The following is a 25,661-nucleotide window of genomic DNA, read 5'->3' as shown; positions in this document are numbered from 1 at the left end:
TCAGGCTCCTTGGAGTGCGAGCGCGGCCCGGAGGGCCGGCTTGTCGGTCTTGCCGACGGGGTTCTTGGGAAGCGCGTCGAGCACGGTGATCGAGACCGGGATCTTGATCTTGGTGAGCTGCTCACGACACAGGTCACGCAGCTCGTCCTCGGTCGCGGTGCGTTCGGGATGGAGGGCGACGTACGCCACGGGCACCTCGCCGTAGGTCGGGTGCGGCGCACCGACGACGGCCGCGTCCAGGACGGCCGGGTGGGTGTGCAGGACGGTCTCGATCTCCTTGGGGTAGATGTTCTCCCCGCCTCGGATGATCATGTCCTTGATCCGGTCGACGATGGTCAGGTAGCCGTCCTCGTCGAGGATGCCGACGTCGCCGGTGTGCAGCCAGCCGTCGCCGAGCGCGTCCGCGGTGGCGTCCTCGCGGTTGAGGTAGCCCTGCATCACGGTGGCGCCCTTGATCACGACCTCGCCGCGCTCCCCCGCGGGCAGCAGACGGCCGTCGGCGCCCATGACGGCGACCTCCTGGCCCGGCAGGGCGACCCCGACGGTGCCGGGCCTGCGCGGGCCGTCGACCGGGTTGGCGGTGGAGGCGCAGGTGCCCTCGGTCAGCCCGTAGCCCTCGACCAGCGGGAACCCGAACCGCTCCTCGGTCGCCCGGATCAGCTCCGTGGACGCCGGCGCCGCGCCGCAGATCGCGAACCGGACCGAGCTGGTGTCGCGTACGACGGCGGCGGGGAGGGCCACCAGGTGGGTGTAGATCGTCGGCACCGCGGAGAAGTACGTCGGGCGCAGCCGCTCGATCGTGTCGAGGAACTCGACCGGGTGGAACCGCCCGAGGATCGTGAGCTGTCCCCCGCCCCTCATCGTGGCCACGAAGCTGACGCAGATCGCGTTGACATGGAAGAGCGGCAGCACCAGCAGGCAGTGGTCGCGCTCGGTGAGGGTGAACGCCTGGGCCATCGAGTCCGCCATCGCGGCCACGTTGGAGTGGTTCAGCATCACGCCCTTGGGCCGCCCGGTCGAGCCGCTGGTGTAGATCAGCAGGGCAAGGTCGTCGATCGACGTCGCCGGCCGGGGCTGCACCCGGCCGGTCGGTGCCGTACGCAAGTCGTCGACGAGCAGGCTGCGGCGGCCGCCGTCCGGGGCATCGGCGGCGGCCTTGATCACGAGCGCGGCGTCCGCGTCCTCGATCTGGTAGTCGGCCTCGTTCGCGGTGAAGACCGGGTTGACCGGCGTCGCCGCCGCTCCGAGCCGCCAGGCGGCGACGAGGCTGACCAGCAGCTCGACGCGGTTGGGCAGCATGATCGCCACGACCGAGCCGGGTCCCACGCCGAGGTCGGCGAACTGCTCGGCGGCGCCGTCGACACGAGCGGCGAACTCCGCGTAGGTCAGCTCGACCCGGTCGTCGCGCATGCAGGGCCGGTCGGCCCACTGATCGGGTTGGTTCCAGGGCAGGTGGTCGAGGTCCATCGGCGCGCTCCTCAGCGATGGGTGGCGGGTGTGGAGGCAGACGATAGGAACGAAGGCGTGCTCTCGGATTGGGTCGCGAGCACGAAGATTCGGCGCGCGGTTGTGACAGGCTTCACACCATGGGACGAGTGAGTGGAACTCCTGCCGAGACCCAGGTCCGGGCAGAGGACCGGGCGGCGGAGATCACCAGGATGATGGGCACCGGACTTCCCGATCTGGCCAACGCTCTGCACAGCGAGATCGCCGAGGCCATCCCCGAGCTGCGGGGTGACGACGTCATCCTCGAGCTGCTCCGGGCGAGCGTCGAGAGCAACGTCGAGACCTTCTTCCACATGCTCCAGCACGGGATCGCGACCGAGGAGATCCCGCCACCGCCGGCAGCGATCGAGTACGCCCGGCGGCTGGCCCAGCGCGGCATCTCCTCGAACGCGCTGCTGCGGGCCTACCGCATCGGTCAGAACCGGGTGCTCGACCTGGCCGTCGCGGAGGTCGCTCGGCACGAGCCCGACCGGGCCGTCGCCCTGGCAGCGGCACAGATCCTCCAGCGTGGCGGCTTCGCCTATGTCGACCGGATCTCCGAGCAGGTCGTGGCCGAGTACGAGTCCGAGCGGGAGCGCTGGCTGGCCAACCGCAACACCGTCCGTGCGGACACCCTGGCCGCTGTCCTGGTCGGCGATCACGTCGAGCTCGGCGTGGCGGAGAACGCGCTCGGCTACCGTCTGCGGCAGTACCATCTCGGCCTCATCGTGTGGGATGCCGACGGTGATGGTGCCGCCAGCGGGCTGCGGCGGCTGGAGACCCTGGTCGCCGCGATCGGCGAGCGGGTCGGGGCCGTCGGGCAGCCGCTCTTCATGCCGCAGGACAGCAGCCGGGCCTGGGCCTGGATCCCGTTGGGCCGGGCGCCGCGTACGCAGGGTCTGGACATGGCGTCGATCGCCGACCTGGTCGCCGCGACCGCCACGGCCGGCACCCGGGTGGCGCTCGGCCGGCCACATGCGGCCGTCGGCGGTTTCCGGGACTCCCACGAGGAGGCTCTCCGGGCCCATGCGGTCGCCACGACCGCCGGCGACCGCGCCCCCGCGGTGACCACGTTCGACGACCCGGACGTGCAGATCGCCTCGATCCTGGCCCAGGACCTCGACGGCACCCGGCAGCTGGTGGCGAGCTCGCTGAGAGGTCTCGCCGTCGACGACGAGCCCCACCAGCGCCTGCGCGAGACCCTGCTCGCCTTCCTCGGCGCGAAGAGCAGCTATCTCGCGACGGCCGAGGTCCTGCACGTCCACAAGAACACCGTGAAGTACCGGGTCGACAAGGCAGCCGAGGTCCGCGGCCGCCCGATCGACGAGGACCGCCTGAACCTGGAGCTCGCGCTCACCGCCTGCAAGTGCCTCGGCGCCCCCGTCCTCGGCCGTAGCATCTCCGCATGATCGAGTTCGTCAAGCTGGTCGTCGACCTGGTGCTCAAGGCCGTTCCGGGCATCCTCAGCAAGAACGAACGCGACCGGGCGGCGCGGCTCGGAGCAGATCTGTTCCTCCTCTACGTCCAGATCAACGACGTGCTCGTGCGGGCCGAGCTGATCGTCACCCAGATGGAGCGCTACGACCGGGCCTCGGACCTCGACCTGGCTACGGTGCGCGGGACGCTGCTCCAGCTGGTGCCGGAGCAGATCTCCGACCTGCGGGAGATCACCGGGCGCCTGCAGGCGCTGCACTGGGAGCTGGGGGTGCTCGACGGCGAGTCGTCCGCGTCCCTCGAGTTCCTGCTCGGCATGAAGAGCTCGGCGCTGGACCAGCTCTCGTACGCGCTCAGTCTCGACCATCTTCCGCTGGGTACGACGACCGTCGAGGTCGACGACGACGGAGTCCGGTGGCCGGAGGTGCGACCCGCGCACCATGCTCGCTGGACGGTGTTCGACAACCTTCGCGAGGAGCTCGGCCGGGACCACCCCGCCCGCGAGGACGAGGTACGCCGCATCCGCACCTATCTCGAGCGTCGGCAGCCGCGGGAGGAGATGCGGGCGATCCGCGAGAACCTGGAGAAGCTGCGCGAGGCGATCGCGGCCAACTTCACCCTCCAGGACATCCTGATCCGGGCTGGCGACCCGCGTCTCAGCCACCGGCCCCGGCGCTAGCCCGCCGGGAGGTCGACCCGGATGAACTTCGGCCGGTACAGGAGCGGGTTGCGCAGCACCGCGCCGAAGTCGGTGCTGTTGCGGCTGTAGGAGACGATCACCGAGCCGGGTTCCTCGAGGATGTCGGGATGGGCCAGCGGCATGTAGCGGAGCTCGCCGCGCGCGACGCCCGAGGGCAGGGTGCCGACCGGCGGCTGCGCCCGGAACGGACCGTGCGGCGACGACGAGGTCCAGAAGACCAGATCGTCCCCCAGGAACTCGTTGCTCTTGCTGAAGGCGTACCAGTGCCCGTCGCGCTCGAAGACGCTCAGCGTCTGGGAGACGCCGTCGGTCGCGGGGATCAGCTCGCTCGATTCCTTGGCCCGCCTGGTCCAGGAATCACCGTTCCAGTAGGTCCAGCGCTGGGGGTCGGCGACGTGGTCGGGCTCGACGCGGGCGACGTGCAGCGCGAAGCCGGTGCCGAGCTGCGGGTGGGGCTCGCGCGCGGTGCCGTAGAGGTAGAGCCACTCACCCGACACCGCCGCCGCGGCGCCCCACATCGGCCGGCGGGTGTCGGCGTCGTCGGCCCCGATGTCGGTCACGGAGATCAGCTGCGGGACTCCCCCGTCGGGAACCACGAACTGGGCGACGGCCGGTCCGAGGGCCTCGAAGCCGAACACATCCTCGGATGTCGTACGCACCCGCTGCGCGGCCACCACCACGAGGGCATAGCCGGGCTTGTCGAGGGTGGTCACCGACATCGGCCAGTAGCCCACACCGTCGCCGCGGTCGGGGATGATGGCGCCCCCGGACTCGGGGAGGACGACGCGCAGGCAGTCGGGCTCGACGAGCAGCATGGAGTTGCGTACGAAACCGGCGCCGGGGAGGTCCTTGTCCCGCAGGGTGTCGCCGAACATCCAGATGCTCCGCCCGTCGCCCAGGTCGGCGCTCACCCCCACGTCACCGCCCTGCAGGGCCGGCTCGGCGCGCAGCCGGGTGATCCGGTTGAGATCGTCGACGTCCTCGACGGGGCCGGAGGGTACGCACTGGGTCGTCGAGGCCAGGCTGGCCAGCGGCCGCGGCACGGTCTCGGCGTGCAGCGCTGAGGTCACCGCGGTCACCAGGACCGTCAGACAGGTGGCCGACGCCAGGACCACACCGAGGTTGCGCCGCCACACGCCCACCGAGACCGGAGCGCCCTGCGGCGCGACGAGACCCCGGAGCAGCCATCGGCTCGCCACCAGCACGATCAGGCCGAGCAGCGCCGACCCCGCGATGGTCACCACCGGTTGGATGATGCCGGTGCGGCCGTGTCCGGCCGCCGCCCACACCAGGGACTCCGCGGCTCCCGCGACCGTCCAGCGGGAGCCGGTCGACCACGGCTCGTCCAGAAGCAGCCGGTCACCGGCGAGGAGGAGAGGAGCCGGGCCGGCGACGATCACCGTCGCCGCGAGCAGCAGGCCGGGCAACCCGCCGATCACCTCGCAGGCGAAGGTCAGGGCGCCCGCCGCGACCACGGTGGCGGCGAGGACCGATCCGATCAGCATCCGCTCCTCCGCCGGCGCCCCCGCGGTGAGCAGCCAGCCGCCGAGGCCCGCGCCGACCGCCAGCGCGGCGAGCGCGGTCAGCCGAGCCAGCAGCCGGGGCAGCGTACGCGCGAGCGGGCCCCACACGAGCGAGACGACGCACACCAGCAGGAAGCCGGCCAGCGCAGTCGCGAAGGTGACCCCGGCGAAGGACCGTTCCTCGAACCGGTCCTCGTTCTCGACGAGCGCGACCGTACGTCCATGGGTCCTCTCGATCCGCCCGACCTCCGCCCGGACGGCACGAGCGAGCTCGGGCCGGTGGGCGGTGGCGAGCCGCAGCTCGTCCTCGGTCCCGGACAGATCGAGCGTGATCACCGCGACGACGTCGCCGCTCGCCAGCAGCTCTGCCGCCTCACCCCGGTCCTCGACCGCACCGGCGGAGAACGGCCGGCCCGGCACGGCGTTGGCCTGCTTCAGGAGCGGCGCCGTGACGACATCGGGCCCCACCAGCACGACCGGAGCCTCGTGCAGATCACCGGAGTCGGCACGCAGCCCGGTGACGATCCAGCCGAGGGCGACCAGCACGAGGACAGCGCACAGCGCGACCTCACCACGACTCCCCGGTCGCACCGCTCACCGCCCTCCTCGGCCACCGCACGACGCGGTTCCCGAGGGTCATGTAAGCAGTGCGACCGGTCGGCCCGCCACCTCAGTTCGGCGTGGCGCGCCAGCGCTGGGAGCCGGCCGCGGTGTCGGTCTGCTGGATCACCAGTCCGTCGGCGCCGGCCGCCAGGCTGAGGCCGCTGTGCTTGGCGGAGATCTTCAGCGCCGCACCGTCGGTCGCGATGACCCAGCGTTGGTTGGCGGTGCCGGTGCAGGTGTACTCCACGACCGGGTCGCCGCTCGTCTTCGAGCTGTAGGCGACATCGGCGCACAGACCCGTGCCGGCGTTCTTCAGCTGGTAGCTGCCGTCGTCCTCGTTCCGGGTCACCACCCACTTCTGCGACGCCGCCGCCCCGACCGCCGACGTGGTCAGCTGGCCGTCGGTGGTCTCACCGGCGGCGTCGAGCGCGAGCCCGGAGGCGGCGTTGCCGAGCGAGTACTGACCGTCCGCCAGCACCGGCGGGACGACCTCCTCGTCACCGACCGTCATCGCGAAGACGTGCACCGCGGCGTTGGCGGGCAGCGTGACGGCAGCGATCTCCTTGGCGGGGTCGGTGCGCAGGGTCTTGGTGAACAGCCGGTAGGAGACGGTCGGGTAGGCCGGGCCGCTCGGCGTGTTCTTCCCGAGCGTGGTGACGGCCACCTTGGCGCCGTAGCTGTCGGTCGCCGCGCAGCACCAGTTCGGGAAGCCGAGCGTCCCCGTCGAGGAGGTGCCGTCGGTGTAGTGCACGGTCGCCTTGCCGGCTGCCGACAGGCTGGTGCCGGTCCCCAGGAACGCCAGCGCGTTGCCGCGGCCGCTGATCCGGACGGTCTCGCCGCCGGAGGCCACGTTGTCCTTCGTGCCCGGGGCCGAGTCCGGCCAGGTGAAGTCGAAGCCGTTCGCGCTCACCGTCGCCCCGGGCGTGACCCCCTTCTCGGCGAGCTTGCCGGCGAGGAAGCTGCTCCCTCCCCCGTCGATGTCGCCCGGCGCCGGGTCCGCGGCGTCGGTGACTCCGACGTTGTCGAAGGCGGAGGCCAGGGCCGGGTGGGCGACCGTGGTGGTGGCCGAGTCGGTCACCGCGTACGTCCGGTCGTGGGTCACGTACGTCGCGCCCACCTCGATCCGGACGCGCCCGGGTTCGGCGTCCGCCGGCGGGGTGACACCGAAGGTCGCGGTGCGGGAGGCACCCGGCGCGAGACTCCCGGAGACGGCCTGGCCCGGGCGCACGTCCCAGCCCTCGGGCGCGGTGGCCGTGATCGACTCGAACTGCACACGGGAGCCGGTGTCGTTGGTGAAGGTGGCGCTGACCTCGGCCTCCTCACCGGCGACCGCGATCGCGGAGGTGGTGGCATCCAGGCTGACGTCGCGGTCGCCTGGGTGGCTGCCGCCGACGGCCGAGGAGCCGTTGAGCGTGACCACGGCCGCCGCGGAGGTGGCCAGCTTCCCGGTCTTCACGTGGGTGACGCCCGTCGCGGGGTCGTGGAACCACCCGGTCGACGCACCCTCCAGCTCGGCGGCGGAGCCTCGCTGCGGCAGCTCCTCGCCGCCGAGCTCGACGCTGCCCGGTTCGGCATCGGCATGCACGGCGAGGCCGTACTCGCGCGAGGCCGGCTTGCCGGCGTAGCTGCCGTCGACCTTGCCCAGCCGCACCACGACGCGGCCGCGACCCTGCTCGGGGGCGTCGACCTCGAACTTCTGGGTGGCGGACTCGCCCGAGGCGTGCGCCTGGCTGCGGCCGTCGTCCTCGTAGCTCACGAACGACGAGGAGCCCTGCGGGTAGATGTCGAGGTCGAGACGGCCCGACCTCTTGCCCTGCTGCCAGTCGAGCGTGCCCTCGGGGAACTGCGGCACGACCGCGCCGGCGCGTACGAACAGCGGCAGGGTGTCCAGCGGAGCCTTGTAGCCGTCGATGGTGGTCGGCCCCTGGTGAACCCGGCCGCTCCAGTAGTCGACCCAGGTGCCCTCGGGGAGGTAGATCCCGTCGCGAGTCGTGGCGTCCTCGTAGACGGGGGCGACCAGGAAGTCGTCACCGGCGAGGAACTCGTACTTCACCGCATCGCCCCAGGTCTTCGGGTCCTCGGGGTAGTTCAGGTAGAGCGGCTTGACCGCACCGACGCCGTTGCGGTGGGCCCGCATCGTGTGGGTGTAGAAGTAGGGCAGCAGCCGCTCGTGCAGCTTCAGGTACTTCCGGTTGATCGAGGTGTAGGGCTCGCCGTAGCGCCACGGCTGCTTGTCGGAGGCCGCCCACCCGCTCATCAGGTAGGTCATCGGCAGGAACATCTTCCACTGCATGTCCCGGACGTACGTCTCGGCGCTGCCGCCGAAGATGCCGTCGACGTCGCCCGTGGCGAGGTGCTGGCCGGACATGGTGGAACCGGCGTAGGTCGGGATCTGCCAGCGGATGTAGTCCCAGCTCCCGGACTGGTCGCCGCTCCACACCGCGGCGCAGCGCTGGGTGCCGGCCCAGCCCTCGACTGTGAGGACGGTCGAGCGGTCGGCGCTGTGGGTCTCGATGCCGTCGCGGGCCTGCTCGCAGGCGTCGAGCGCGAAGCGGTAGCCCGGGCCGACCCAGGCGACGTCGGTCTTGCGGACGCGGACGCCGGCCTTGACCTCGGTCTCCTGCTCGGTGAGGTCGTCCTCGGTCCACAGGCCCAGCTCGGCGCCGTGATCGTTCAGCATGTCGCCGGTCTCGGCCAGGTCCTCGTAGCCGCAGCCGTAGCCGTCGTTGACCAGCATCCAGCCCAGCGGCAGCTCGTGCTCGGCGTAGCCCTCGGCGATCGCGGTCGAGTCGCGCAGGGTCTCGCGCTCGCCCCGGTTGGCGTTGTGGAGGTAGCAGTCGGCGTCGCCGACCTCGAGGGCGTACATCGGGACCGCGACCGGGCGGCCGGTCAGCTCGGTGTAGGAGTCGATGACGCGCTTCGCGTCGCCGACGAAGTAGTAGGCGTCGAAGCGCTGCTCGGCGTGGGTGGTCGTGGTCGGCGCGCCGAAGTCGTAGCTGCCGGGTGCGAAGGTGTTGCGCAGCACGCCGTAGCCGCGGGAGGAGACGTAGAACGGCACCGCGTTGGGGTTGCCGCCGTCGTTCCAGTTGAAGTCGCGCGAGATCTTGATCGTCTGGCCGCGGTGGCTGAACCGGCCGTTCTGCATGCCGCCGCCGAAGAACTGCTCCTCGGCGCCGCGCTCGAGGTGCTGGGCGGTGCCGTCGGTGTCCCAGGTCAGCGGCGAGGACTCCGCCATCAGCACCCGCCCGCTCGGGTCGGTGAGGCGCAGCGTGATCGGCCGCTTCGTCACGGTCAGCACGGCCTCGCCGGTGCTGATGACGTACGCCGCGTCGGTCTCCTTCACCTGCGACCGTCCGCCGGGGTAGTCGCGCTTGACGACGATGTCGGCGTCCGGGGCGCCGGGGTCGGTGGGGTCGTCGTTGGCCGGGTCGTCGAACTCGCCGTTCGGGGCCAGGCGCACGCGCACCATGTCGGCGTCCTCGAAGGTCACCCGCAGCGCGGCCTCGCCGGACTCGAAGGTGTAGCTGTCGCCGTCGTGCTCGAAGCCGGTGACGTCGCCGAGCTCGTTCGTGGCCGGGGCTGCCACCGAGCTCACCGGGCTGAGAGCGACCAGGCCTGCGGCCAACGCGACGCCCGTGACCAGAAACCGTCTGAATGATTGATTGAACATGATCACATCACGCCCTAATTAGTCAGAATCAATCGAAGCCGAGGGCGAGCGTAGCGTGGGTCACACGGCGCGGTCCACCCTCGGTCCACCGATCAGGGCGAGCAGGCGCGCCGCCTCGCCGGCGACCGCGTCGCGGCCGGCGCCGAGGTACTTGCGGGGGTCGACCTTCGTCTCGTCCGTCAGCGCCGCGCGCACGGCCCTGGTGAAGGTCGCGTTGAGGTGGGTGGCGATGTTGATCTTGGTCATCCCGGCGGCGATCGCCGCGACGATGCCCTCATCGGGCACCCCGGAGGAGCCGTGGAGCACGAGGGGAACGTCGACGGCGTCGGCGAGCCGGGCGATCAGCTCGTTGTCGAGCGAGGCCGTCCGCGTCGTCATCGCGTGCGAGGAGCCGACCGCGACGGCGAGCGCGTCGACGCCGGTGGCCTCGACGTAGGCCGCGGCCTCGGCCGGCTGGGTGCGGACCCCGGGCGCGTGCACGCCGTCCTTGCCGCCCACCTCGCCGAGCTCGGACTCGATGGAGGCGCCGCGCTCGTGGCACCAGGCCGCGATCTTGGCCGTGGCGGCCACGTTCGCGTCGTAGTCGAGCTTCGAGGCGTCGAACATCACCGAGGGACAGCCCAGCTCGACGGCCTCCTCGACGAGCTCGACGCGGGTCGCGTGGTCGAGGTGTACGCAGACCGGCACCGTGGCGCGCTCCGCGATCGCGAGGGTGGCCGCCAGCAGCGGCGCCAGGGAGCCGCGGTAGTCGGCGGTGTTCTCGGAGATCTGCAGGACGACGGGACGGCCGGCCTGCTCGGCGCCGGCGACGATCGCCTCGGCCAGCTCGAGCTGGATGACGTTCATCGCGCCCAGCCCGCCTCCGGTCTCGCGGGCGTTGTCGAGCAGCAGCGACATCGGCACCAGGGGCATCTCAGGCCTCCTCGTGGTCGGGCGGTTCGACCCGGATGTCGGCCAGGACCGACGCGTACGTCTCGGCGTCGATCTCGCCGGCGACCGGCGCCGCCACCGCGGCGGCGCCCAGCGCGGCGGCGTCGCGCAGGATCTCGGGCCACGGCCGGCCATGGGCCAGGCCGCGGGCCAGCCCCGCGGCGGCCGCGTCCCCGGCGCCGGTCGGATTGCCGGCGATCCCTGCCGGCGGGCGTGCCTCCCAGCAGGTGCCGTCGGCGCACGCGATCAGCCCGAGGCGTCCGCGGGTCAGCACGACCGGCCCCCGGTTGCGGGCCGCGAGCTCTTCGACCGCGGCGACGGGGTCGTCGGGAGCGTGCCCGAGGAGGCGTTCAGCCTCGTCCTCGTTGGGCGTCAGCACGGCACCGGTGCCGACCGCGGCCACGAGCGCCGCGTCGTCCAGGTCGAGGAGGACCGGGACGCCGGCGCCCGCGGCGAGCCGGGCGATCCGTGCCGGAAGGTCGGCGGGCACGCCGGGAGCCAGGCTGCCGGAGACGGTGAGCGCGGTCGCGTTCGCGAGCCGAGCCTCGAGGAGGTCGAGCAGCCGCCGGTCGGCTCCGGGCGCCGCCTGCCGGCCCGGCTCCCACAGCGAGGTCGTCGACCCGGCGACGACGACCACGGTGCGGCGTACGTCTTCGAGCTCGGGAAGGAAGGTCGAGGGCAGCTCGCTCGCGAGGGCGTCGGCGAAGTGCGCGTCGGCGAGGCCGACGGCGTGCGCCGGCTCGCCCAGCTGGTGCAGGACCCGGGCGACGTTGACGCCCTTGCCGCCCAGCCGGGTGGTGACCTCGGCGACCCGGTGGACCTCGCCGACGGTCAGCCGGGGCAGCCGGTAGGTCACGTCGATCGCCGGGTTGAGGGTGACGGTGATGATCATGGGTTCGTCCTCACCGCTTCCAGGGCGAGCCGGGCGGCACCGACCAGGCCGGCACGGCCGCCGAGGGTGGAGAGGCGCACGGGCGGGACCGCCGTCACGCCGGCCCGCTCGTCCATCCGGGTCCGCAGCGGGTCGAGCAGGTCTCGGCCGGCCTCCGCCACGCCGCCGCCCAGGATGATCTCGCCGGGCGCGAGCAGCGCTCCCACGGCGAGGAAACCGTCGGCGAGGGCGGTGACCGCCTCGGACCAGATCTGGGCGGCGAGGCGGTCGTGCCCGGTCCGGGCGACCAGGTCGGCGACGCCGGAGACCGTGGTGTCGCCCGTCGAGGCGTACCTCTCCAGCATCGCGCGCCCACCCGCGTACGCCTCCACGCAGCCGCGCAGCCCACAGCCGCACCGCGGCCCGGCCGGGTCGACCACCAGGTGGCCGATCTCGCCGGCCTGCCCGGAGACCCCGAGGACGGCCCTCCCCTCGACGTACGTCACCCCGGCGACACCCGTCCCCAGCACGGCCACGAATGCGGAGGCCGGCGAGCCGGCGTCCGCCCAGATCGCGGCCGCCGCGGCGGCCGTGTCGTGCACGACCGTGACCGGCAGGCCGAGGCGCTCGGCGAGCGGGGCCGCGACGAGGGTGTCGACGAGACCGAGGTTGACCGCCCTGCGGGAGATGCCGGCTTCGGTGTCGACGAGACCGGGGAAGGCGACGCCGGCCCCGGCCACCTCCGCCCGAGCCGCGGGGCTCAGCCCGGCGAGCAGCTCCTCGCCCATCCGTGCGATGTCGTCGAGCACGGCCGGACCGGTGCGGGTCGACACCCGCGACTCGGCCATCACCACATCGGCGGCCCCCACCACGGCCCCCCGCACCGAGGTGCCGCCGACGTCGAACGCGAGAGCAAGAGATCGCATCAGGCAGGCGGAGGAGCGGCCGGGCTGAGGATGATCGAGCGCGTCAGGTTGCGCGGCACGTCGGGATCGAGACCGACCAGCTGGGCCCGCGCCACGCAGAGCAGATGCACCCGCACCAGCTCGGCGAGCGGGTCGATCTCGTGGTGCACCAGGTCGGCGCCCGTGGCCGCGACGTCCTCGGCGAAGCCGTCCACCAGGTCGCCGAAGGCCCACACCACCCGGCCGGGGGCGCTGATCGAGACCGGACCGTGGCGGTATTCCATCATCGGGTAGGACTCGGTCCACAGCTGCGCGGACTCCCGCAGCTTGAGCGCCGCCTCCTGCGCCACCCCGTTGGTCCAGCCGCGGCCGACGAAGGTGAGCTGGTCGGCGGTCAGCCCCGGGCCGAACGACTCCTCGCCGGCGTCGATGATCTGCTGCGCCTGCTCGGCGGCCGGGGTCAGGTCCTGACCGAGGTGCCAGCGCAGCATCGCGAGCGCGGTGGTCGCGAACCGGGTCTGGACCACCGACTTCTCGTCGACCTCGGGCATCAGGATCGGCTCGGCCACCTCGAGCGCCGGCGTGCCGGGCGAGGACGAGATCACCGACGCCGGGATCTCGCCCTCGACCCGGGTCAGCAGGTCGATGACCTCGGTCGTGGTCCCGGACCGGCTGATCGCGAGCAGCCGGTCGTAGCCCCGGTCGATCCGGGCCTCGGTCGGCGTCCAGGCGTCGGTGACGCCCAGCCCCTGCTCCTCGCGGAGCGCGGCGTAGGCCTGCGCCATGTAGAGCGAGGTGCCGCAGCCGACCACCGCGACCCTCTCCCCCGCCTTCGGCAGCGCGTCCGCGAAGCGTTCGGCGGTGTTCCTGGCGGCCATCCAGTTGGCGGGCTGGGTCGCGATCTCGGCAGCGAGATGCGTCGTCGGTGCGGGTCCGGTCATGGCTGAATCATCCAACGCGTTGATCGTTTATGTCAACAACAGGGCCTAAATGATCATTTTCGCTCAGGAGCGATCACGATCTCCGCCCCCCGCTCGGCCAGCGCCTTCGCGAGCGGCTCGGGCACGGCGCGGTCGGTGACCAGCATGGAGACGCTGCCGAGGTCGCGGATGCGCGCGAAGGTCGGATGCTCGAGCTTGGTGCTGTCGGCCACGACGATGGTGCGCTGCGCGGCCGCGATGAAGTCGGCGCTGATCTTGGCCTCGGCCGGGTGGATCGTGGTGAGGCCGGCGCGGGTGCTGATGCCGTCGACGCCGAGGATCGCGGTGTCGATGTGGATCTTCGACAGCACCCCCTCGCTCAGCGGCCCGACCAGCTCGTAGGACTGGGTGCGGGCGGCGCCGCCGGTCACCACGATGTTGACGTTGGGCCGGATCGAGAGCTCGTAGGCGATGTTGAGCGCGTTGGTGACCACGGTGATGCTGTCGTCCTCGGCCAGGTCGGGGTGGCGCCCGATCGCGCGCGCCACCTCGCTGGTGGTCGTGCCGCCGTTGAGCGCCACCGTCTCGCCCGGCACGAGCAGGTCGGCGACCACGGCCGCGATCGCCTGCTTGGCCTCGGCCTGGCGGCTGATCTTGTACTGCAGCGGCAGCTCGTACGCCGAGCCGAGCGCCGTCGCGCCACCGTGGGTCCGGGTGACCAGTCGCTGGTCGGCGAGGTGCCCGATGTCGCGGCGGGCGGTCGCCGCCGAGACACCGAGCGCACTCTCCACCTCTGCGATCGACACGTGCCCGTGCTCGCTGATCAGCTCGAGCAGCTGGTTGAGTCGCTGTTGTCTCATGGGCCCCCTTCCTGGGTCCCGGACAGCCTACGCAGATTCTCAGGGGCTGCAGTGGAACATCGCATCCGCCCAGTCGGCGTGGTCGTTGCCGTTCCCGTCGCCGGCATCGCCCACGACCAGGTCGACGTAGTCGGTGCCGGTGATGTCAGCACTGACCGACTCGGTGGCGCTGGCCGGCCCCAGGGTGCCGGTCTCGGCGACCGTACGCCCGTCCGCGACGACCGCGAAGGTCACCGACCCCCGCGAGGTCTGCGCGTCGTCCACCCCGACGTCGGCGGTGAAAGAGGTGCAGTTGCCGGCCAGGTAGTAGCGGACCTTCGAGACCGCGTGCGCACCCAGCCCCTTGGCGTAGACCTTGCCGGCGAGCGTGATCGGGCCGCCGTCACCGGCGCCGCTCTCCCCCACGCTGGTGTCCCGCTCGACCGGCCCCCAGCCGTTGGTGGCCGAGAGCCAGCCCAGATCGCTGGCGTAGGTGTCGGCGGTCGGCGGAGGCGGCGCGGTCTGCACCGTGGCCGCGCGGGTCACCGTGCGCGTCCCGCCCCCGATGTCGTACGTCGCGGACGCATCGAGCCGATAGCTCGACTCGGCCGCGTCGGCCGGCGGCGTGACCTTCCAGGTGACGGCATGACTCTCTCCCGGAGCGAGTGCGTCGAACGCCGCCGGGGTGGTGGCCTCCGCCGTCCACCCGTCGGGGACGTCGAGGGCGATCGACCCGGCGCCGGTCGCCGACGCCTCGTCGCTGGTCAGCGTCGTGGTGACCTCGGCGGCCGCGCCCGGCAGCAGCTTCTCCTCCCCGGCGTCGACGGCGAGGGTGGCGCAGGCCGGCAGGTCGCCGGCCGCACCGAGGTCCTCGACGGTGAGGTCGTCGATGCTGATGTCGCCGCTCGCGCCGTTCTCGTCGGCGGTCCGCAGCCCGACCCAGTAGTCGCCGCAGCCGCCGGCCACGAGCTCGTCGCTGAACCGGGTCGTCTCGAGCTGCCGGCCGATCGGACGGACCGCGACCTCGACCGAGCGCGGCTCGCCGCTGGCGACCGAGTCGTAGCCGGTCACCCACTCGTAGTCGCCGTCCCGCTCGGTCTGGTGGTCGAAGGAGACCCGGTAGCGGTGGCCGGGCTCGAGACGTACGGTCTGCGGGACCGTGCGGTAGACGAGGCCGCCGTTCTCGGCGTGCGACTTGAGCGACCAGTCGCCGCTGATCACGTCGTCGGTGGCCTTGCCGTTCCAGCCGCTCTGCGTGTAGGGCTCGTGCCGCTCGGCCAGGTGGGTGCGCGGGTCGGTGACACCGCCCGAGGTGCCCTTGACGAACGGCGACCAGCCCTGGACGACCTCCTCGAAGTCCTCCTGCGCGATGACCTTCGCCCCCGGCGCCGGCGCCAGGTCGCGCTTGACCGGGACGACGCGTACGTCATCGAGGCGGACGCGACCCGAGCCCGCCTCCGCGGAGATCTTCACGGTCGCGGTGCCGTCGCGGGCGGTGTCGAAGGGCACCTCGACCCGCTGGAAGTAGGTGCTGTGCAGCTCGTCGGCGGCGACCAGGTTCTTCGCGGTCGAGCGCTCGACGCGGTTGGTGTAGGTCTTCCCGCCGGAGGTGACGGTGACCGTGGTGGCGCGGCTGTGGCCGGGCTCGACCTCGACCCAGACACCCAGCGCGTTGCGGCCGCTGCGCAGGCCGGTCAGTCGCTGGCTGATCGCGGCCTTCCCGCCGGCGCCCAGGACGGCGACCCGCTGCCCGGTCGAGGTACGTCCCGTCGCGGCCGGGCCGCTCGGGTGCCACGCGTCGAGGTTGCCGGCGTTGAAGCCGGGGTCGGCGATGTGGCTGCCCTGGCCCCACTGCGGGTCGGGCGAGCTGCCGGGAGCCTTGGTCAGGACGTACGCCGTCCCGGGCTTCGCGTCGAGCGTGACCTTGCCGCTCCGGACCGGCACGCTGCCGGCCGCGACCCGGCCCTGCTCGGTGAGCCGGTAGACGTTGAGCCGGTCGCTCCGGCTCCACGCGTCGGTCAGCGTCCAGGTGGTCCGGCCGCCGTCGGCGTTGTAGTGGTAGAGCTTCGACTCGTCCTGCTGCCGGTCCTTCCACGGGAGCAGGTAGGCGTCGCCGTCGAGGACGAGGTCGTCGTCCTGGTAGATCTTGCGGGTCGCCTCGGTGGTGCCGGTGTTGACCACGCGGACGCCACCGTCCTGGACGACCTCGTCCGGGCTCCAGCGCAGGATCGGGTGGCGCTGCAGATACTTCGTCGGCAGGTTCGTCCGCCAGATGTTGTCGTAGAAGGCGTCGACGTCGTTCTCGCCGGTCCAGCCCTCGAACTCGACGATCTCGGTGTGCCCGAGCAGCTTGTCGGGGTTCCAGGTGTCCTTCTGCCCGTTGCGTACGAACCGGATCAGCTGGCTGTTCAGACCCTTGTTGGTGGCCCCGCCGTAGGACTCGTCGTTGGCCCAGTGGGACCAGAGCGCGTCCTCCTCGAAGTGGTAGGACCACTCGGTGCCGATGTTCCAGCCCTGGCCGCGCAGCTCGCGGGCGAGCCGCTCCTGCAGCCAGCCGTAGGAGTAGTAGACGTCGATGTAGACGAAGTCGAGGTTCGGGTGCGTCTCGCGGCGCAGCCGGGCGAAGCGGTCCACGATGTTCTTGGACGCCAGGTCGGTGCGCTGGTCGATGTAGTAGGACTGGTCGATCCAGTCCCAGCCGGGCTTGCTCTTGTCGACGAGGGTCTCGTCGAAGGCCTTCGCCTCGGGGTAGGCCTCGGTCGCGTTGACGTGGACGCCGAAGTCGGCGCCCCACTTCTCGCCCTCACGGGCGAGGGTGTTGAGGTCCTCGAGGCCGCCGGCGCGGGTGTTGTAGTTGCCGCCGTAGTCGGGGTGCGCGGAGTCGTGGCCCTCGGAGCCGTAGCCCTTCAGCACGGCCAGCTGACCCAGCCCGTCGGTGGCCAGCGAGACCCGCTTGACGTCGTCGAGCGTACGCAGGAACGGATGTGTCGCCTGGCTGGCGAAGTTGAACGGGATGTGGGTGACCACCCGCTCGGGCGTCTCGTCCGCGCCGTTGACCGGTCGCTGGATGTCGCGCAGCGCGATCGCGCCGTCCTGCCAGTCGACCCGCTGGTCGTCGTTGGCGTCGGGGGTGATGGTGACCTTCGCCCAGGGGAGCTCTTCGGTGTAGGGCGAGCCGGCCGCCCGGTAGGTCCACTGGCCGCTCCACAGCCCGACCCGGTGGCCGCTCTCGGTGGCGTTCACGCTGCGCCAGATCCGGCCGCGCTCGTTGGTCGAGTCACCGCCGGTCTGGTCGTAGACGGAGTTGGTCTCGATGGCGGCCGCCAGCTGGTCGGTGTCGACGATGGCGTACGCCGACCCGACGGGCTTCTCGGTCGTGGCCAGGTCCGCGGTCACCTCGGTGTGGGTGTCACCGCTCTTGGTGCGGTCGGCGCTCACGACGGCGGTGCTCACCGTCGCCCCGGCCTGGTCGGAGCTGACCGAGAGGAGATCGTGGCCGGGGATGTCGAGGGTGCCGACCCGGTGCTCGGCGGTGTCGGTGACCTCGGTGACGGCGAAGGTGAGGACGTCGCCGGCGACCTCGAGCTTCGTGTCGAGCTCGACGCCGGGCAGGTCGGCGAAGGTCAGCCGGTAGGTCGCGGTGTCGGCGTCGACCTGGGTGCCGGTCACGGTCGCGGTGTGAGCGGTGCCGTTGATCCGTACGGAGGTGGGCAGCGTGGTGGCGCCGCCGATCTCGCCGCCGGCGCTGTGCCGGTAGCCGAGCACGGCCGGGAAGTCCTCGGCCACCTGGACGGTCAGCACGGACGAGGTCAGGGTGAAACCGGCCGCCGGGGCGGCGTGGCTTTCGGGCGCGATGGCGACCACGCCGGCGAAGGCCGTCACGGACGCGAGGAGGGCGGTGGGGAAACGCTTCGGCATCGTGACTCCCGAGGGTGGGGGTGGGCCTGAGGTTCCGTCCATCATGCAGAGTTTTGCGCGGAATGGCTACGTTATGAGCAAAAGTTGTCATAGCCTCGGGCGGGTGACCCCCACCTTGGCCTGGCAGGACGGCGAGTTCCTGAAGCACGGCGTCCAGCACCGGATCCTGTCCGGGTCGATCCACTACTTCCGCATCCACCCGGACCTGTGGGAGGACCGGCTGCGCCGGGTCGCCGCCACCGGGTTCAACACCGTCGACACCTACGTCGCCTGGAACTTCCACGAGCCGGACGAGGGCTCCCCCGACTTCACCGGACCTCGCGACCTGGCCCGCTTCGTCACGATCGCCGGCGACCTCGGGCTCGACGTGATCCTCCGCCCCGGCCCTTACATCTGCGCCGAGTGGACCAACGGCGGGCTGCCGTCGTGGCTGACCGCGCGCACCCGGGCACCGCGCAGCAGCGAACCGGTCTACCAGGACGCGGTCGCTCGCTGGCTCGACGTCCTGCTCCCCCGACACGTCCCGCTCCAGGCCGGCCACGGCGGGCCGGTCGTGGCGGTCCAGCTGGAGAACGAGTACGGCTCCTACGGCGACGACGCCGCCCACCTCGCCTGGCTGCGGCAGGCGCTCCTCGACCGTGGCGTCACCGAGCTGCTCTACACCGCCGACGGTCCGACCGACGTCATGCTCGACGCCGGCATGGTCGACGGCACGCTCGCCGCGGCGACCTTCGGCAGCCGCGCCAAGGAGGCCGCGGCGAAGCTGAGCGCGCGACGGCCCGGCGAGCCGTTCCTGTGCGCGGAGCTCTGGAACGGCTGGTTCGACCACTGGGGCGAGCACCACCACGTCCGCTCCCCCGAGAGCGCCGCCGGGACGCTGCGGGAGATCATCGACCTCGGTGGCTCGGTCAGCGTCTACATGGCCCACGGCGGCACCAACTTCGGGCTCTGGGCCGGCGCCAACCACGACGGCCGCCGCATCCAGCCCACCGTCACCAGCTACGACTCCGACGCCCCGGTCGGCGAGGACGGCCGGGTCTCGGAGAAGTTCCGGCTCTACCGCGAGATCCTGGCGCCCGCGTCCGGACGGACGGTCGACGAGCTGCCGGCGCTGCCGCCCACCGCGCCGCGACACGCGTTCTCCTCGGCGCCGGTGTCACCCGGCGACGACCTGGTGTCGCTGGCGACCCGCGGGCCGGCGGTCCGCGCGGCGCGGCCGCTGAGCCTCGAGGAGCTCGGCGTCGACGCCGGCCTGGTGACGTACCGGTCCTCGGTCACGCTCCCCGGCCACGACGTCCATCTCACCGTGCGGGGGCTGCACGACCGGGCGTACGTCTTCCTCGACGAGGATCGGATCGGCACGCTCGAGCGCGACGACGCCGAGCCCGCGGTGTTGACGCTTCCGGGTCTGGGCAGGGTCGCCGAGCTGACCCTGGTCGTGGAGGCGCTGGGCCGGGTCAACTACGGCCCGCTGCTCGGCGAGCACAAGGGCATCCTCGGCGGCGTCCAGGTGGACCGGCGCCTCGTGCACGGCTGGGACCACCACCTCGCTCCCCTCGACCGCTGGGACGACCTCGACGGGCTCGACGGGCTCGACGGGCTCGACGGGCTCGCTGACGCCGTCATCGACGTCGAAGCGCCCGCCGACGGCTGGCTCGCGGTCCCCGGCGACGGCGACCGGTACGTCTGGCTCAACGGCACCCTGCTCGGCAGGCTGTGGGCGTGCGGCCCCCAGCGACGCCTCTACGCCCCCGCTCCCCTGTGGCGCGCCGGCGCGAACCGGGTCGCCGTCCTCGACCTCACCGGGCCGGCGACCCACGTCGAGGTGCATCCGGACCCGGACTTCGGGCCGAGCGAGGAGTACGTCGAGTCGCTGCCGACCGGGACGTAGCGCTGCGCTATCTCAGGTCCGCGAAGGCGTCCTCGAAGGCCTGCCGGAGGACCGCTCCCGGCGTACGGTCGAGGATCCCGAACACCACGTGCTCGAAGACCCCCTCGAACCGGCCGCCCGGACCGAGCAGGTCCCGGAACGATCCGGCGACCATCGCGGGGTCGTTCTGGAACACCCCGCAGCCCCAGGCGCCGAGGACGAGGCTGCGATACCCAGTGGCCGCCGCGGTCTCCAGGACCCGGGCCGCACGGCCGGCGAGCACGGCCGGGATCTCGCCCTCACGCTCGGGGACCTTCCTGCGGATGACGCCCGCGTTCGGCGCCGGCGAGGTCAGGAAGCCGACCTCGAACGGCTCGTCGAGCAGGTGGCCGCGGTCGTCGCGGAAGACGGGCACGCCCGGCGAGTGGATGACGCGGTCGCTGTAGAACGGGTCGCGCATGGCGCGGTGATGCACGTAGTAGGCGGGCGCCTCCAGCAGGCAGGTGTAGAGCGCCGAGGCCCGGCACAACGCCTCCTCCTGCGCCTGGGCTCCGTTGACGTACCCGCCTCCGGGGTTCCGCGCGGAGGCGAAGTTCAGCACCGCCACCCGGCCCGGCAGCCGCCGCGCCTCCCACAGGCTGCTGCCGCCGGTGACCGCGAACCGTGTCGCCACCGGCTCGGTGGCAGGCACCTCGACCGGCTCCGGTCCGTACAACCGGGTTCCCTCCCGCGCCGCCCGGACCGCATCGCCGATGACCACCTTCGTGCCGTCCGTACGCCGGTAGTACCCGGCCTCGATGAGATGCTCGTTCTCCCGCGCGAGCGCGCGCAGCCGCGCGCTCATCCGGTCACCCTCGTGGTGACCACCGTCGCCCCTGCGACGGCTCCTTCGATCTTCTTCACGGTACGAATCGTCCGATCCTCGAGGTTTCCACTGCAACCAAGTTTCCTCGATCGCACGCTTCGTGGTCGAAAGTGCCCATCCCTGCTGCTACACGCCTGACCTCGGCGAATTCGGCTATGCTCCCGGACGTGGGATCTCGGCCAACCATCGACGCGTCTGCACAACCGCCACGTCCTCGCTCCCCTGAGGTGAGCAGCACGGGCCGCCGAGTCGACTGGCACAACGATCCCGCGGCCCCCGAGGTGAACAGCATCCGCCCCAGCGCCGCCGCCTTCGTGCGCGACGACCCGGGCAGGATACTGCTGATCCGCCGCAACGACACCGGCAACTGGACGATGCCCGGCGGCGCGATGGAGCCCGGCGAGTCCCTCACCGCCGCCGCGGTCCGCGAGACGTTCGAGGAGACCGGCGTCACCATCGAGGTGACCGGCCTGGTCGGGATCTGGACCGACCCGCGCCACCGCATCGAGAACACCACCAACGGCGAGGTACGCCAGGAGTGCAGCATCGTCTACTCCGGCCGCTACCTCGCCGGCGAGCCCACTCCCTCGGCCGAGAACACCCACGCCGAGTGGCTCTATCCCGAGATGGTCCCCAGCCTCCAGATGGACCGCAGCCAGCGCGTACGCCTCGACTGGGCCCTCAACCGCAGCTTCCCCCACCTCGACCCCAACCCCTGACCCGACGGACGGGCGGCCGCGTCCCAGGAGACGTCAGTCGGTGATGTCGCCCGAATAGCCGTACGTCGTGTCGTGCCAGGTGCCGTTGGCTTCTGCGCTGGTGGCGTGGAACTCGTACCACGTGTTGTTGACGCTGGTGATGGGCGAGAAGTACATCCCGGGCGATGGCCGCGGCCCGGTGCAGGTGCCGTCCGCCTGGCACTGCCAGTCGAAGTCTGCGACGTGGCCGCTGAGCGGATGCCGCGGGTTGAACTCGCCGGTCAGCCGGAGGATCCGCATGCCGTAGAAGGTGCCGGTGACGCCCTCGCTGATCGTGCCGGTGCCGCCCGGGCTGACGCCGGCGAAGCTGGTCCAGGTGCCGTCGTACTCGATGCGGAAGCAGTAGTGCTTCTGACCGATCCTCCACACCTGGACGTGCTGGAGGTACGTGTCGAGGGCCCAGACGTGGCCGTCGCTGGCGATGTCCGCCACGTTCGTGTTGCCGATGGTCACGTCGTACAACGTCGGCCGGTCCGTCGGGCACGAGTCCAGGTCGGTCGGGACCGCCGAGGCGGGCGGACTGCCGGCGACCAGCAGGCCGACGCAGAGAGTCAAAGCGATGAGAATCCGGCGCATGGCGCCACCTCCGCCTCCTGGAGAGCTGCGGCCGAAGACTCTGGGCGCCGAGATCGACCGGACAGCTACTTCGAAGTATGCGCCTGGTCGCCGATCGTGCGGATCATCGTTCCGGGGTATAGATGCTCGTCGGCCGTGACCGATGCGCGGGCGATCCTCACCTCGGGCACGCCGCAGATCCGAAGACACGTCGCCGCGATCGCTCGCGCCTGCGCGGGCGTGACCGTGGCGCCGCGCGAGCGGATCCGGATCACCACCTCGACCGCCTGGATCAGCAGCCCACCCAACTGGTCCGTGGTGACCGTGGCGGCCACAGGGCCACTGACCACCTGAGCACCCAGCCGACCGTACGCAGCAGTCAGCTCCTGCAGCGCCGGCTCGAACTCCCCGAAGACCTCGCTGCTCCTGACATCCGGCATCCGGTAGAGCCGGCCGATGTTGTGCGGCACCGTCGCGAGGGTGTCGGCGTCGATCAGCGCCAGCAGGTAGAGCGCCGCCTCCGGCACCTCGGCCGGACACTCCCGCTCGATCCTCTCGACCTTCTCGAGACTGGGCCGCACCGACAGCTCGAGGAGTTCGGCAAGGATCCCGGGCTTGCCCGCGAAGTGGTAGTAGAGCGACGCCTGCCGGATCCCCACCTTCTCCGCGATGTCCCGCGTCGACGTCGCCGCGAACCCGCGATTGACGAAGAGCTCCGCCGCAGCGTGAAGGATCTCGTCGCGAGGAGTCGCCGCGCTTGCCGCGCGCGGGATCACCCGAGGTCGACCGGGGCGGGTGGCACTTGCGGGCGCGTACGTGCTCATCGGGGTCCTTGTCAGGAGCGGAGTCGGTCTGGAGGTCCCCAGCGCTCCGACGCCGTGTGCGGCCCGGCGCGCCGGGGACTTGAACCACCCTCGCCGCGGCCCCAGGGACGTTTGCACCGCCCGCTGGAGACCTATTGAGACGTTTGCGACACAAGAAGTGCACTCCCCCTCGCAGATGGAATGCGACGCTCGACCGACCGCGAAGTTGTGGGCAGCACCCTCTCCGCATCGGGGTTCGAGAACGTCGTACAGCGAATGAAACGCCTCCTACGTACAGCCAAACGCCCCCGAAAGGTCCCTATGCTGAGCGGCGTGAACGATTCCCTGCGGAACGCGTTGGCCCACCGGGGGTGGTCGTCCGCCGACCTGGCTCAGAGGATCGAGCTCGACGAGAAGACCGTGGAGCGCTGGATCACGAAGGACCGGCGACCTCATCGTCGTAACCAGCGCCTGGCAGCTGAAGCGCTCGAGCTCTCGATAGACCAGTTGTGGCCAGATGACACGCGACACGACGTCGCGGCCGCCAGCGCCCACTCAGAGATCGTCGGTATCTATCCCAACCGGGCCAGCGTCCCCCAGTGGAAGTGGATGTCCCTCCTCAAGGAGGCACAGAGTCAGGTCGACATTCTCGTGTTCGCGGGAACGTTTCTCAACCAGACCAACCCGCGCTTCCCAGCGATGCTGGCAGAGCGAGCCGAGGCCGGCGCTCGAGTGCGTCTGTGCTGCGGAGACCCATCAGGCGACGCAGTAGCCCTCCGGGGCAAGGAGGAAGGCATCGGCAGCACGCTCGGTGCCAAAGTCCAGGCGTCGCTGACCTACTTCAGCGGCCTCGTCGGTGTACCCGGGTGTGAGATTCGGCTGCACGACACCGCGTTGTACGCCTCGATCTTCCGCTACGACTCGCAAGCGATGATCAACACTCACCTATGGGGCAGCCCTGCCTCCGCCAATCCGCTGCTACATGTCCGAGACACCGGTGAGGACTCCATGTTCCGGAAGTACACCGAGAGCTTCGACGCTGTCTGGGGCAGCGCAAGGTCATGGACAGCCGAGTGAACGGTCGCATCGAACACTGGAACAACCCTGACGCCCCAGCCGCCAACTCGCTGGTGCCGGCGTCGAACCTCCTAGTCGTCAACAGCTCGGGCGAGATCCTCCTGCAGAAGCGCCGCGACACCGGGCAGTGGGCATTGCCCGGCGGCAAGCAAGAGCTCGGCGAGACACCAAGCCAGTGCGCAGTGCGCGAGTGTGAGGAGGAGACCGGGATCCTGGCCGAGATCACCGGGTTCCTGGGCGTCTACAGCGACCCCAACCACTTGATCGAGTACCTCTCCGACGGCGAGGTACGGCAGGAGTACGAGGTGACGTATCTCGGCCGGCCGATCTCGGGCGCTCCGGCCGCAAACGAGGAGGCGTCCGCCGTACGCTGGATCGACCCGACCTCACTCGACGCCTACGACGTCCATCCCACGATGCGCCGACAGATCGACGACTACCTCGCTGGGCGCTACCCGGTAGCGGACTGAGCACATGCCCAGGATCGACTGGCACGACGACCCGTCAGCCCCGCCCGTCAACAGCCTCGTGCCAGCGGCCGCCGCCTTCGTGGAGCGCGACGGCGAGATCCTGCTCATCCAACGCAGCGACAACGGCAAGTGGTCGATGCCGGGCGGCACCATGGAGTTCGGCGAGAGCCTGACCACCTGTGTCGTCCGCGAGACGCTGGAAGAGACCGGCATCCACATCGAGTGCACCGGCCTCGTCGGCGTCTTCACCGACCCGCTCCACCGCGTCGAATACGACAACGGTGAGGTCCGCCAGCAGTTCGCCATCGTCTACCGGGCGACGTACCTGGCCGGCGAACCGACCCGCAGCCCGGAAAGCCCCCGTGTTGAATGGGTCCGACGTGCGAACGTCCTCGACCTCGACATGGATCCAAGTCAGCGCGTCAGGCTCGCCTGGGCCCTTCAGCATCCCGGCGATGTTCGTATCGATCCACCCTGACCGACGTGGACGATGATCAGCCCGTACGCAGCAGCCTGAACTCATGCCGCTGCAGCACCTGCAGCACCAGCTTGGCCGGATAGCCGAAGGCGTCCCGGCCGGCCGCGGACGGATAGGGCTCGATGGCGGAGACCTGATGCCACTGCCCGTCGACCAGCAGCTCACAGCGACCGGCGGCGACGATGTTGCGATACCAGTTGACATCCTCGCCGTACGTCAGCTCCGCGATGAACCCCTCCGGCACCCGCGCGACCATGATCGGCGTCTCGTACGTCTTCCCCGACTTCCGCCCGACGTGACGCACGAGCGAGAACGGGCCGTGCCCGGAGCGCGCCGCCCGGATCGTCACCCGGTTGAGCGTGTTCTTCAGCAACCACAGCCACTTGCGACGCATCTCAGCCTCCTGTGAGTTTCAGGTTCACCATCACGGCCCGGTTCCGCACCATCCGCGGCACGACCGAGTCGATCATGGAGGTCACCGAACCGACCTTACTCACGTGCTAGGCCGATCCGGTCCGATCGAGCAGCGCCGGGAGTTACGCTCCAGGAATGGCAACGCTCGAAGACCTCGCCCGGATCATCGCCGAGCTACCCGAGGCCACCGAAGGCGAGCGCCACGGACACCCGACCTGGTCCGTACGCGGCAAGAGCATCGCCTGGCTCCGCCCCTTCAGCAAGGCAGACATCAGACGCTTCGGCGACCAGACCCCTCCCGCCCAGCCGATCCTCGCCGTCAACACCGCCGACCTGCACGAGAAGGAAGGCGTCCTCGCCGCCGGCATCGACGGGGTCTTCACCATCGAGCACTTCAACAACTACCCCGCGGTCCTCATCGAGCTGAGCGTCATCGACCCGGGCGACCTACGCGACCTGCTGGTCGATGCCCGGCTGGCCGCCGCCCCAGCGGAGCTCGCCGAAGGGTTCGACGGCTGAAGCCCTGACTGACGGCAAGCGCGTGCGGAAAGGTACGTCTTTCCGGCTCCCCTC

Annotated in this window: 21 protein-coding genes; 8 read left to right on the top strand and 13 right to left on the bottom strand. The window is 71.1% G+C overall.

All coding sequences use genetic code 11. The annotated features are described in order from the left end of the window. Nucleotides 1–1,467 (bottom strand): class I adenylate-forming enzyme family protein, encoded by a 1,467-nt coding sequence (locus tag UG56_RS07535; RefSeq protein ID WP_045551430.1) that lies wholly within the window; start codon nucleotides 1,465–1,467, stop codon nucleotides 1–3. A 128-nt stretch (nucleotides 1,468–1,595) separates the two neighbouring features. Here UG56_RS07535 and UG56_RS07530 point away from each other — a divergent pair, with 128 nt between their 5' ends. Together UG56_RS07530 and UG56_RS07525 are read left to right on the top strand one after the other, a co-directional pair. Next, on the top strand, nucleotides 1,596–2,894 hold the full coding sequence (locus tag UG56_RS07530) for a PucR family transcriptional regulator (protein WP_256206486.1): 1,299 nt from the start codon (nucleotides 1,596–1,598) through the stop codon (nucleotides 2,892–2,894). Next, entirely contained in the window at nucleotides 2,891–3,598 is a 708-nt protein-coding gene (locus UG56_RS07525) for a hypothetical protein (protein ID WP_045551432.1), read from the top strand. The genes UG56_RS07530 and UG56_RS07525 overlap by 4 nt, the downstream gene beginning before the upstream one ends. Here the strand turns inward: UG56_RS07525 and UG56_RS07520 are convergent. The 8 genes from UG56_RS07520 to UG56_RS07485 form a co-directional block, all read right to left on the bottom strand. Then, complete coding sequence (locus UG56_RS07520; RefSeq protein WP_143054949.1) at nucleotides 3,595–5,733, bottom strand: DUF4185 domain-containing protein; 2,139 nt, start codon at nucleotides 5,731–5,733, stop codon at nucleotides 3,595–3,597. The two genes, UG56_RS07525 and UG56_RS07520, sit on opposite strands and share 4 nt — an antisense overlap. A gap of 79 nt (nucleotides 5,734–5,812) precedes the next feature. Further along, nucleotides 5,813–9,340 carry a TIM-barrel domain-containing protein gene (locus tag UG56_RS07515; protein WP_256206485.1) on the bottom strand — a complete coding sequence of 1,176 codons (3,528 nt, stop codon included), beginning with the start codon at nucleotides 9,338–9,340 and terminating at the stop codon, nucleotides 5,813–5,815. 135 nt (nucleotides 9,341–9,475) lie between these two features. Further along, the gene (locus UG56_RS07510; RefSeq protein ID WP_071326934.1) at nucleotides 9,476–10,327 is read right to left on the bottom strand and encodes a class II fructose-bisphosphate aldolase; all 852 of its coding nucleotides are present in this window, start codon (nucleotides 10,325–10,327) and stop codon (nucleotides 9,476–9,478) included. A gap of 1 nt (nucleotide 10,328) precedes the next feature. Continuing rightward, entirely contained in the window at nucleotides 10,329–11,237 is a 909-nt protein-coding gene (locus UG56_RS07505; RefSeq protein WP_071326933.1) for a 1-phosphofructokinase family hexose kinase, read from the bottom strand. Further along, complete coding sequence (locus UG56_RS07500) at nucleotides 11,234–12,142, bottom strand: ROK family protein (protein WP_071326932.1); 909 nt, start codon at nucleotides 12,140–12,142, stop codon at nucleotides 11,234–11,236. Before UG56_RS07500 ends, UG56_RS07505 begins: the two co-directional genes overlap by 4 nt. After that, a complete protein-coding gene (locus UG56_RS07495; protein ID WP_045551569.1) occupies nucleotides 12,142–13,062 on the bottom strand; it encodes an SIS domain-containing protein in 921 nt (306 codons plus the stop codon). Before UG56_RS07495 ends, UG56_RS07500 begins: the two co-directional genes overlap by 1 nt. 53 nt (nucleotides 13,063–13,115) lie before the next feature. Continuing rightward, nucleotides 13,116–13,901, bottom strand: coding sequence for a DeoR/GlpR family DNA-binding transcription regulator (locus UG56_RS07490; protein ID WP_045551570.1), 786 nt, complete (start codon nucleotides 13,899–13,901; stop codon nucleotides 13,116–13,118). Nucleotides 13,902–13,940: 39 nt separating this feature from the next. Then, nucleotides 13,941–17,798 (bottom strand): endo-alpha-N-acetylgalactosaminidase family protein, encoded by a 3,858-nt coding sequence (locus UG56_RS07485; protein ID WP_045551571.1) that lies wholly within the window; start codon nucleotides 17,796–17,798, stop codon nucleotides 13,941–13,943. A gap of 103 nt (nucleotides 17,799–17,901) precedes the next feature. On the opposite strand from UG56_RS07485, the gene UG56_RS07480 reads away from it, so the two are divergent. Next, nucleotides 17,902–19,689, top strand: a complete 1,788-nt coding sequence (locus UG56_RS07480; RefSeq protein ID WP_071326931.1) for a glycoside hydrolase family 35 protein — start codon at nucleotides 17,902–17,904, stop codon at nucleotides 19,687–19,689. A 7-nt stretch (nucleotides 19,690–19,696) separates the two neighbouring features. On the opposite strand, the gene UG56_RS07475 is transcribed toward UG56_RS07480, so the two are convergent. Beyond that, nucleotides 19,697–20,512: a TIGR02452 family protein gene (locus tag UG56_RS07475; RefSeq protein WP_045547471.1), complete on the bottom strand. Its 816-nt coding sequence runs from the start codon at nucleotides 20,510–20,512 to the stop codon at nucleotides 19,697–19,699. A 248-nt stretch (nucleotides 20,513–20,760) separates the two neighbouring features. Between UG56_RS07475 and UG56_RS07470 the strand changes: the two genes are divergently transcribed. Then, on the top strand, nucleotides 20,761–21,252 hold the full coding sequence (locus UG56_RS07470) for an NUDIX hydrolase (protein ID WP_045547472.1): 492 nt from the start codon (nucleotides 20,761–20,763) through the stop codon (nucleotides 21,250–21,252). Between the two features lie 33 nt (nucleotides 21,253–21,285). Here UG56_RS07470 and UG56_RS07465 read toward each other — a convergent pair whose 3' ends face one another. Both UG56_RS07465 and UG56_RS07460 read right to left on the bottom strand, forming a co-directional pair. Then, nucleotides 21,286–21,867 (bottom strand): hypothetical protein, encoded by a 582-nt coding sequence (locus UG56_RS07465; RefSeq protein WP_045547473.1) that lies wholly within the window; start codon nucleotides 21,865–21,867, stop codon nucleotides 21,286–21,288. Nucleotides 21,868–21,932: 65 nt separating this feature from the next. Further along, nucleotides 21,933–22,670 (bottom strand): TetR/AcrR family transcriptional regulator, encoded by a 738-nt coding sequence (locus UG56_RS07460; protein WP_045547474.1) that lies wholly within the window; start codon nucleotides 22,668–22,670, stop codon nucleotides 21,933–21,935. A gap of 312 nt (nucleotides 22,671–22,982) precedes the next feature. On the opposite strand from UG56_RS07460, the gene UG56_RS07455 reads away from it, so the two are divergent. Genes UG56_RS07455 through UG56_RS07445 form a run of 3 tightly spaced genes read left to right on the top strand, consistent with a single transcriptional unit; the run spans nucleotide 22,983 to nucleotide 24,674 of the window. After that, nucleotides 22,983–23,726 carry a helix-turn-helix domain-containing protein gene (locus UG56_RS07455; RefSeq protein WP_071326948.1) on the top strand — a complete coding sequence of 248 codons (744 nt, stop codon included), beginning with the start codon at nucleotides 22,983–22,985 and terminating at the stop codon, nucleotides 23,724–23,726. Continuing rightward, on the top strand, nucleotides 23,723–24,196 hold the full coding sequence (locus UG56_RS07450; protein ID WP_218145159.1) for an NUDIX hydrolase: 474 nt from the start codon (nucleotides 23,723–23,725) through the stop codon (nucleotides 24,194–24,196). Before UG56_RS07455 ends, UG56_RS07450 begins: the two co-directional genes overlap by 4 nt. Before the next feature lie 4 nt (nucleotides 24,197–24,200). Beyond that, nucleotides 24,201–24,674 (top strand): NUDIX hydrolase, encoded by a 474-nt coding sequence (locus tag UG56_RS07445; RefSeq protein ID WP_045547477.1) that lies wholly within the window; start codon nucleotides 24,201–24,203, stop codon nucleotides 24,672–24,674. Nucleotides 24,675–24,690: 16 nt separating this feature from the next. Here the strand turns inward: UG56_RS07445 and UG56_RS07440 are convergent, their stop codons facing one another. Beyond that, nucleotides 24,691–25,068, bottom strand: a complete 378-nt coding sequence (locus UG56_RS07440) for a nitroreductase family deazaflavin-dependent oxidoreductase (RefSeq protein WP_045547478.1) — start codon at nucleotides 25,066–25,068, stop codon at nucleotides 24,691–24,693. Between the two features lie 155 nt (nucleotides 25,069–25,223). Here UG56_RS07440 and UG56_RS07435 point away from each other — a divergent pair, with 155 nt between their 5' ends. After that, entirely contained in the window at nucleotides 25,224–25,607 is a 384-nt protein-coding gene (locus UG56_RS07435; RefSeq protein ID WP_045547479.1) for a hypothetical protein, read from the top strand. The last annotated feature ends 54 nt before the right edge of the window (nucleotides 25,608–25,661 follow it).

Origin of the sequence: Nocardioides luteus, from assembly GCF_000960475.2 — a bacterium.
Lineage (GTDB): Bacteria > Actinomycetota > Actinomycetes > Propionibacteriales > Nocardioidaceae > Nocardioides > Nocardioides luteus_A.
This window is presented reverse-complemented; position numbering and strand designations above follow the sequence as displayed.

Excerpts from the sequence above, each read along its gene's own strand:
- UG56_RS07535 (WP_045551430.1), bottom strand. The coding sequence starts at position 1,467 with ATGGACCTCGACCACCTGCCCTGGAACCAACCCGATCAGTGGGCCGAC.
- UG56_RS07435 (WP_045547479.1), top strand. The coding sequence starts at position 25,224 with ATGGCAACGCTCGAAGACCTCGCCCGGATCATCGCCGAGCTACCCGAG.
- UG56_RS07475 (WP_045547471.1), bottom strand. The coding sequence starts at position 20,512 with ATGAGCGCGCGGCTGCGCGCGCTCGCGCGGGAGAACGAGCATCTCATC.
- UG56_RS07460 (WP_045547474.1), bottom strand. The coding sequence starts at position 22,670 with ATGAGCACGTACGCGCCCGCAAGTGCCACCCGCCCCGGTCGACCTCGG.
- UG56_RS07505 (WP_071326933.1), bottom strand. The coding sequence starts at position 11,237 with ATGATCATCACCGTCACCCTCAACCCGGCGATCGACGTGACCTACCGG.
- UG56_RS07500 (WP_071326932.1), bottom strand. The coding sequence starts at position 12,142 with ATGCGATCTCTTGCTCTCGCGTTCGACGTCGGCGGCACCTCGGTGCGG.
- UG56_RS07465 (WP_045547473.1), bottom strand. The coding sequence starts at position 21,867 with ATGCGCCGGATTCTCATCGCTTTGACTCTCTGCGTCGGCCTGCTGGTC.
- UG56_RS07525 (WP_045551432.1), top strand. The coding sequence starts at position 2,891 with ATGATCGAGTTCGTCAAGCTGGTCGTCGACCTGGTGCTCAAGGCCGTT.
- UG56_RS07440 (WP_045547478.1), bottom strand. The coding sequence starts at position 25,068 with ATGCGTCGCAAGTGGCTGTGGTTGCTGAAGAACACGCTCAACCGGGTG.
- UG56_RS07445 (WP_045547477.1), top strand. The coding sequence starts at position 24,201 with ATGCCCAGGATCGACTGGCACGACGACCCGTCAGCCCCGCCCGTCAAC.
- UG56_RS07510 (WP_071326934.1), bottom strand. The coding sequence starts at position 10,327 with ATGCCCCTGGTGCCGATGTCGCTGCTGCTCGACAACGCCCGCGAGACC.
- UG56_RS07495 (WP_045551569.1), bottom strand. The coding sequence starts at position 13,062 with ATGACCGGACCCGCACCGACGACGCATCTCGCTGCCGAGATCGCGACC.
- UG56_RS07485 (WP_045551571.1), bottom strand. The coding sequence starts at position 17,798 with ATGCCGAAGCGTTTCCCCACCGCCCTCCTCGCGTCCGTGACGGCCTTC.
- UG56_RS07490 (WP_045551570.1), bottom strand. The coding sequence starts at position 13,901 with ATGAGACAACAGCGACTCAACCAGCTGCTCGAGCTGATCAGCGAGCAC.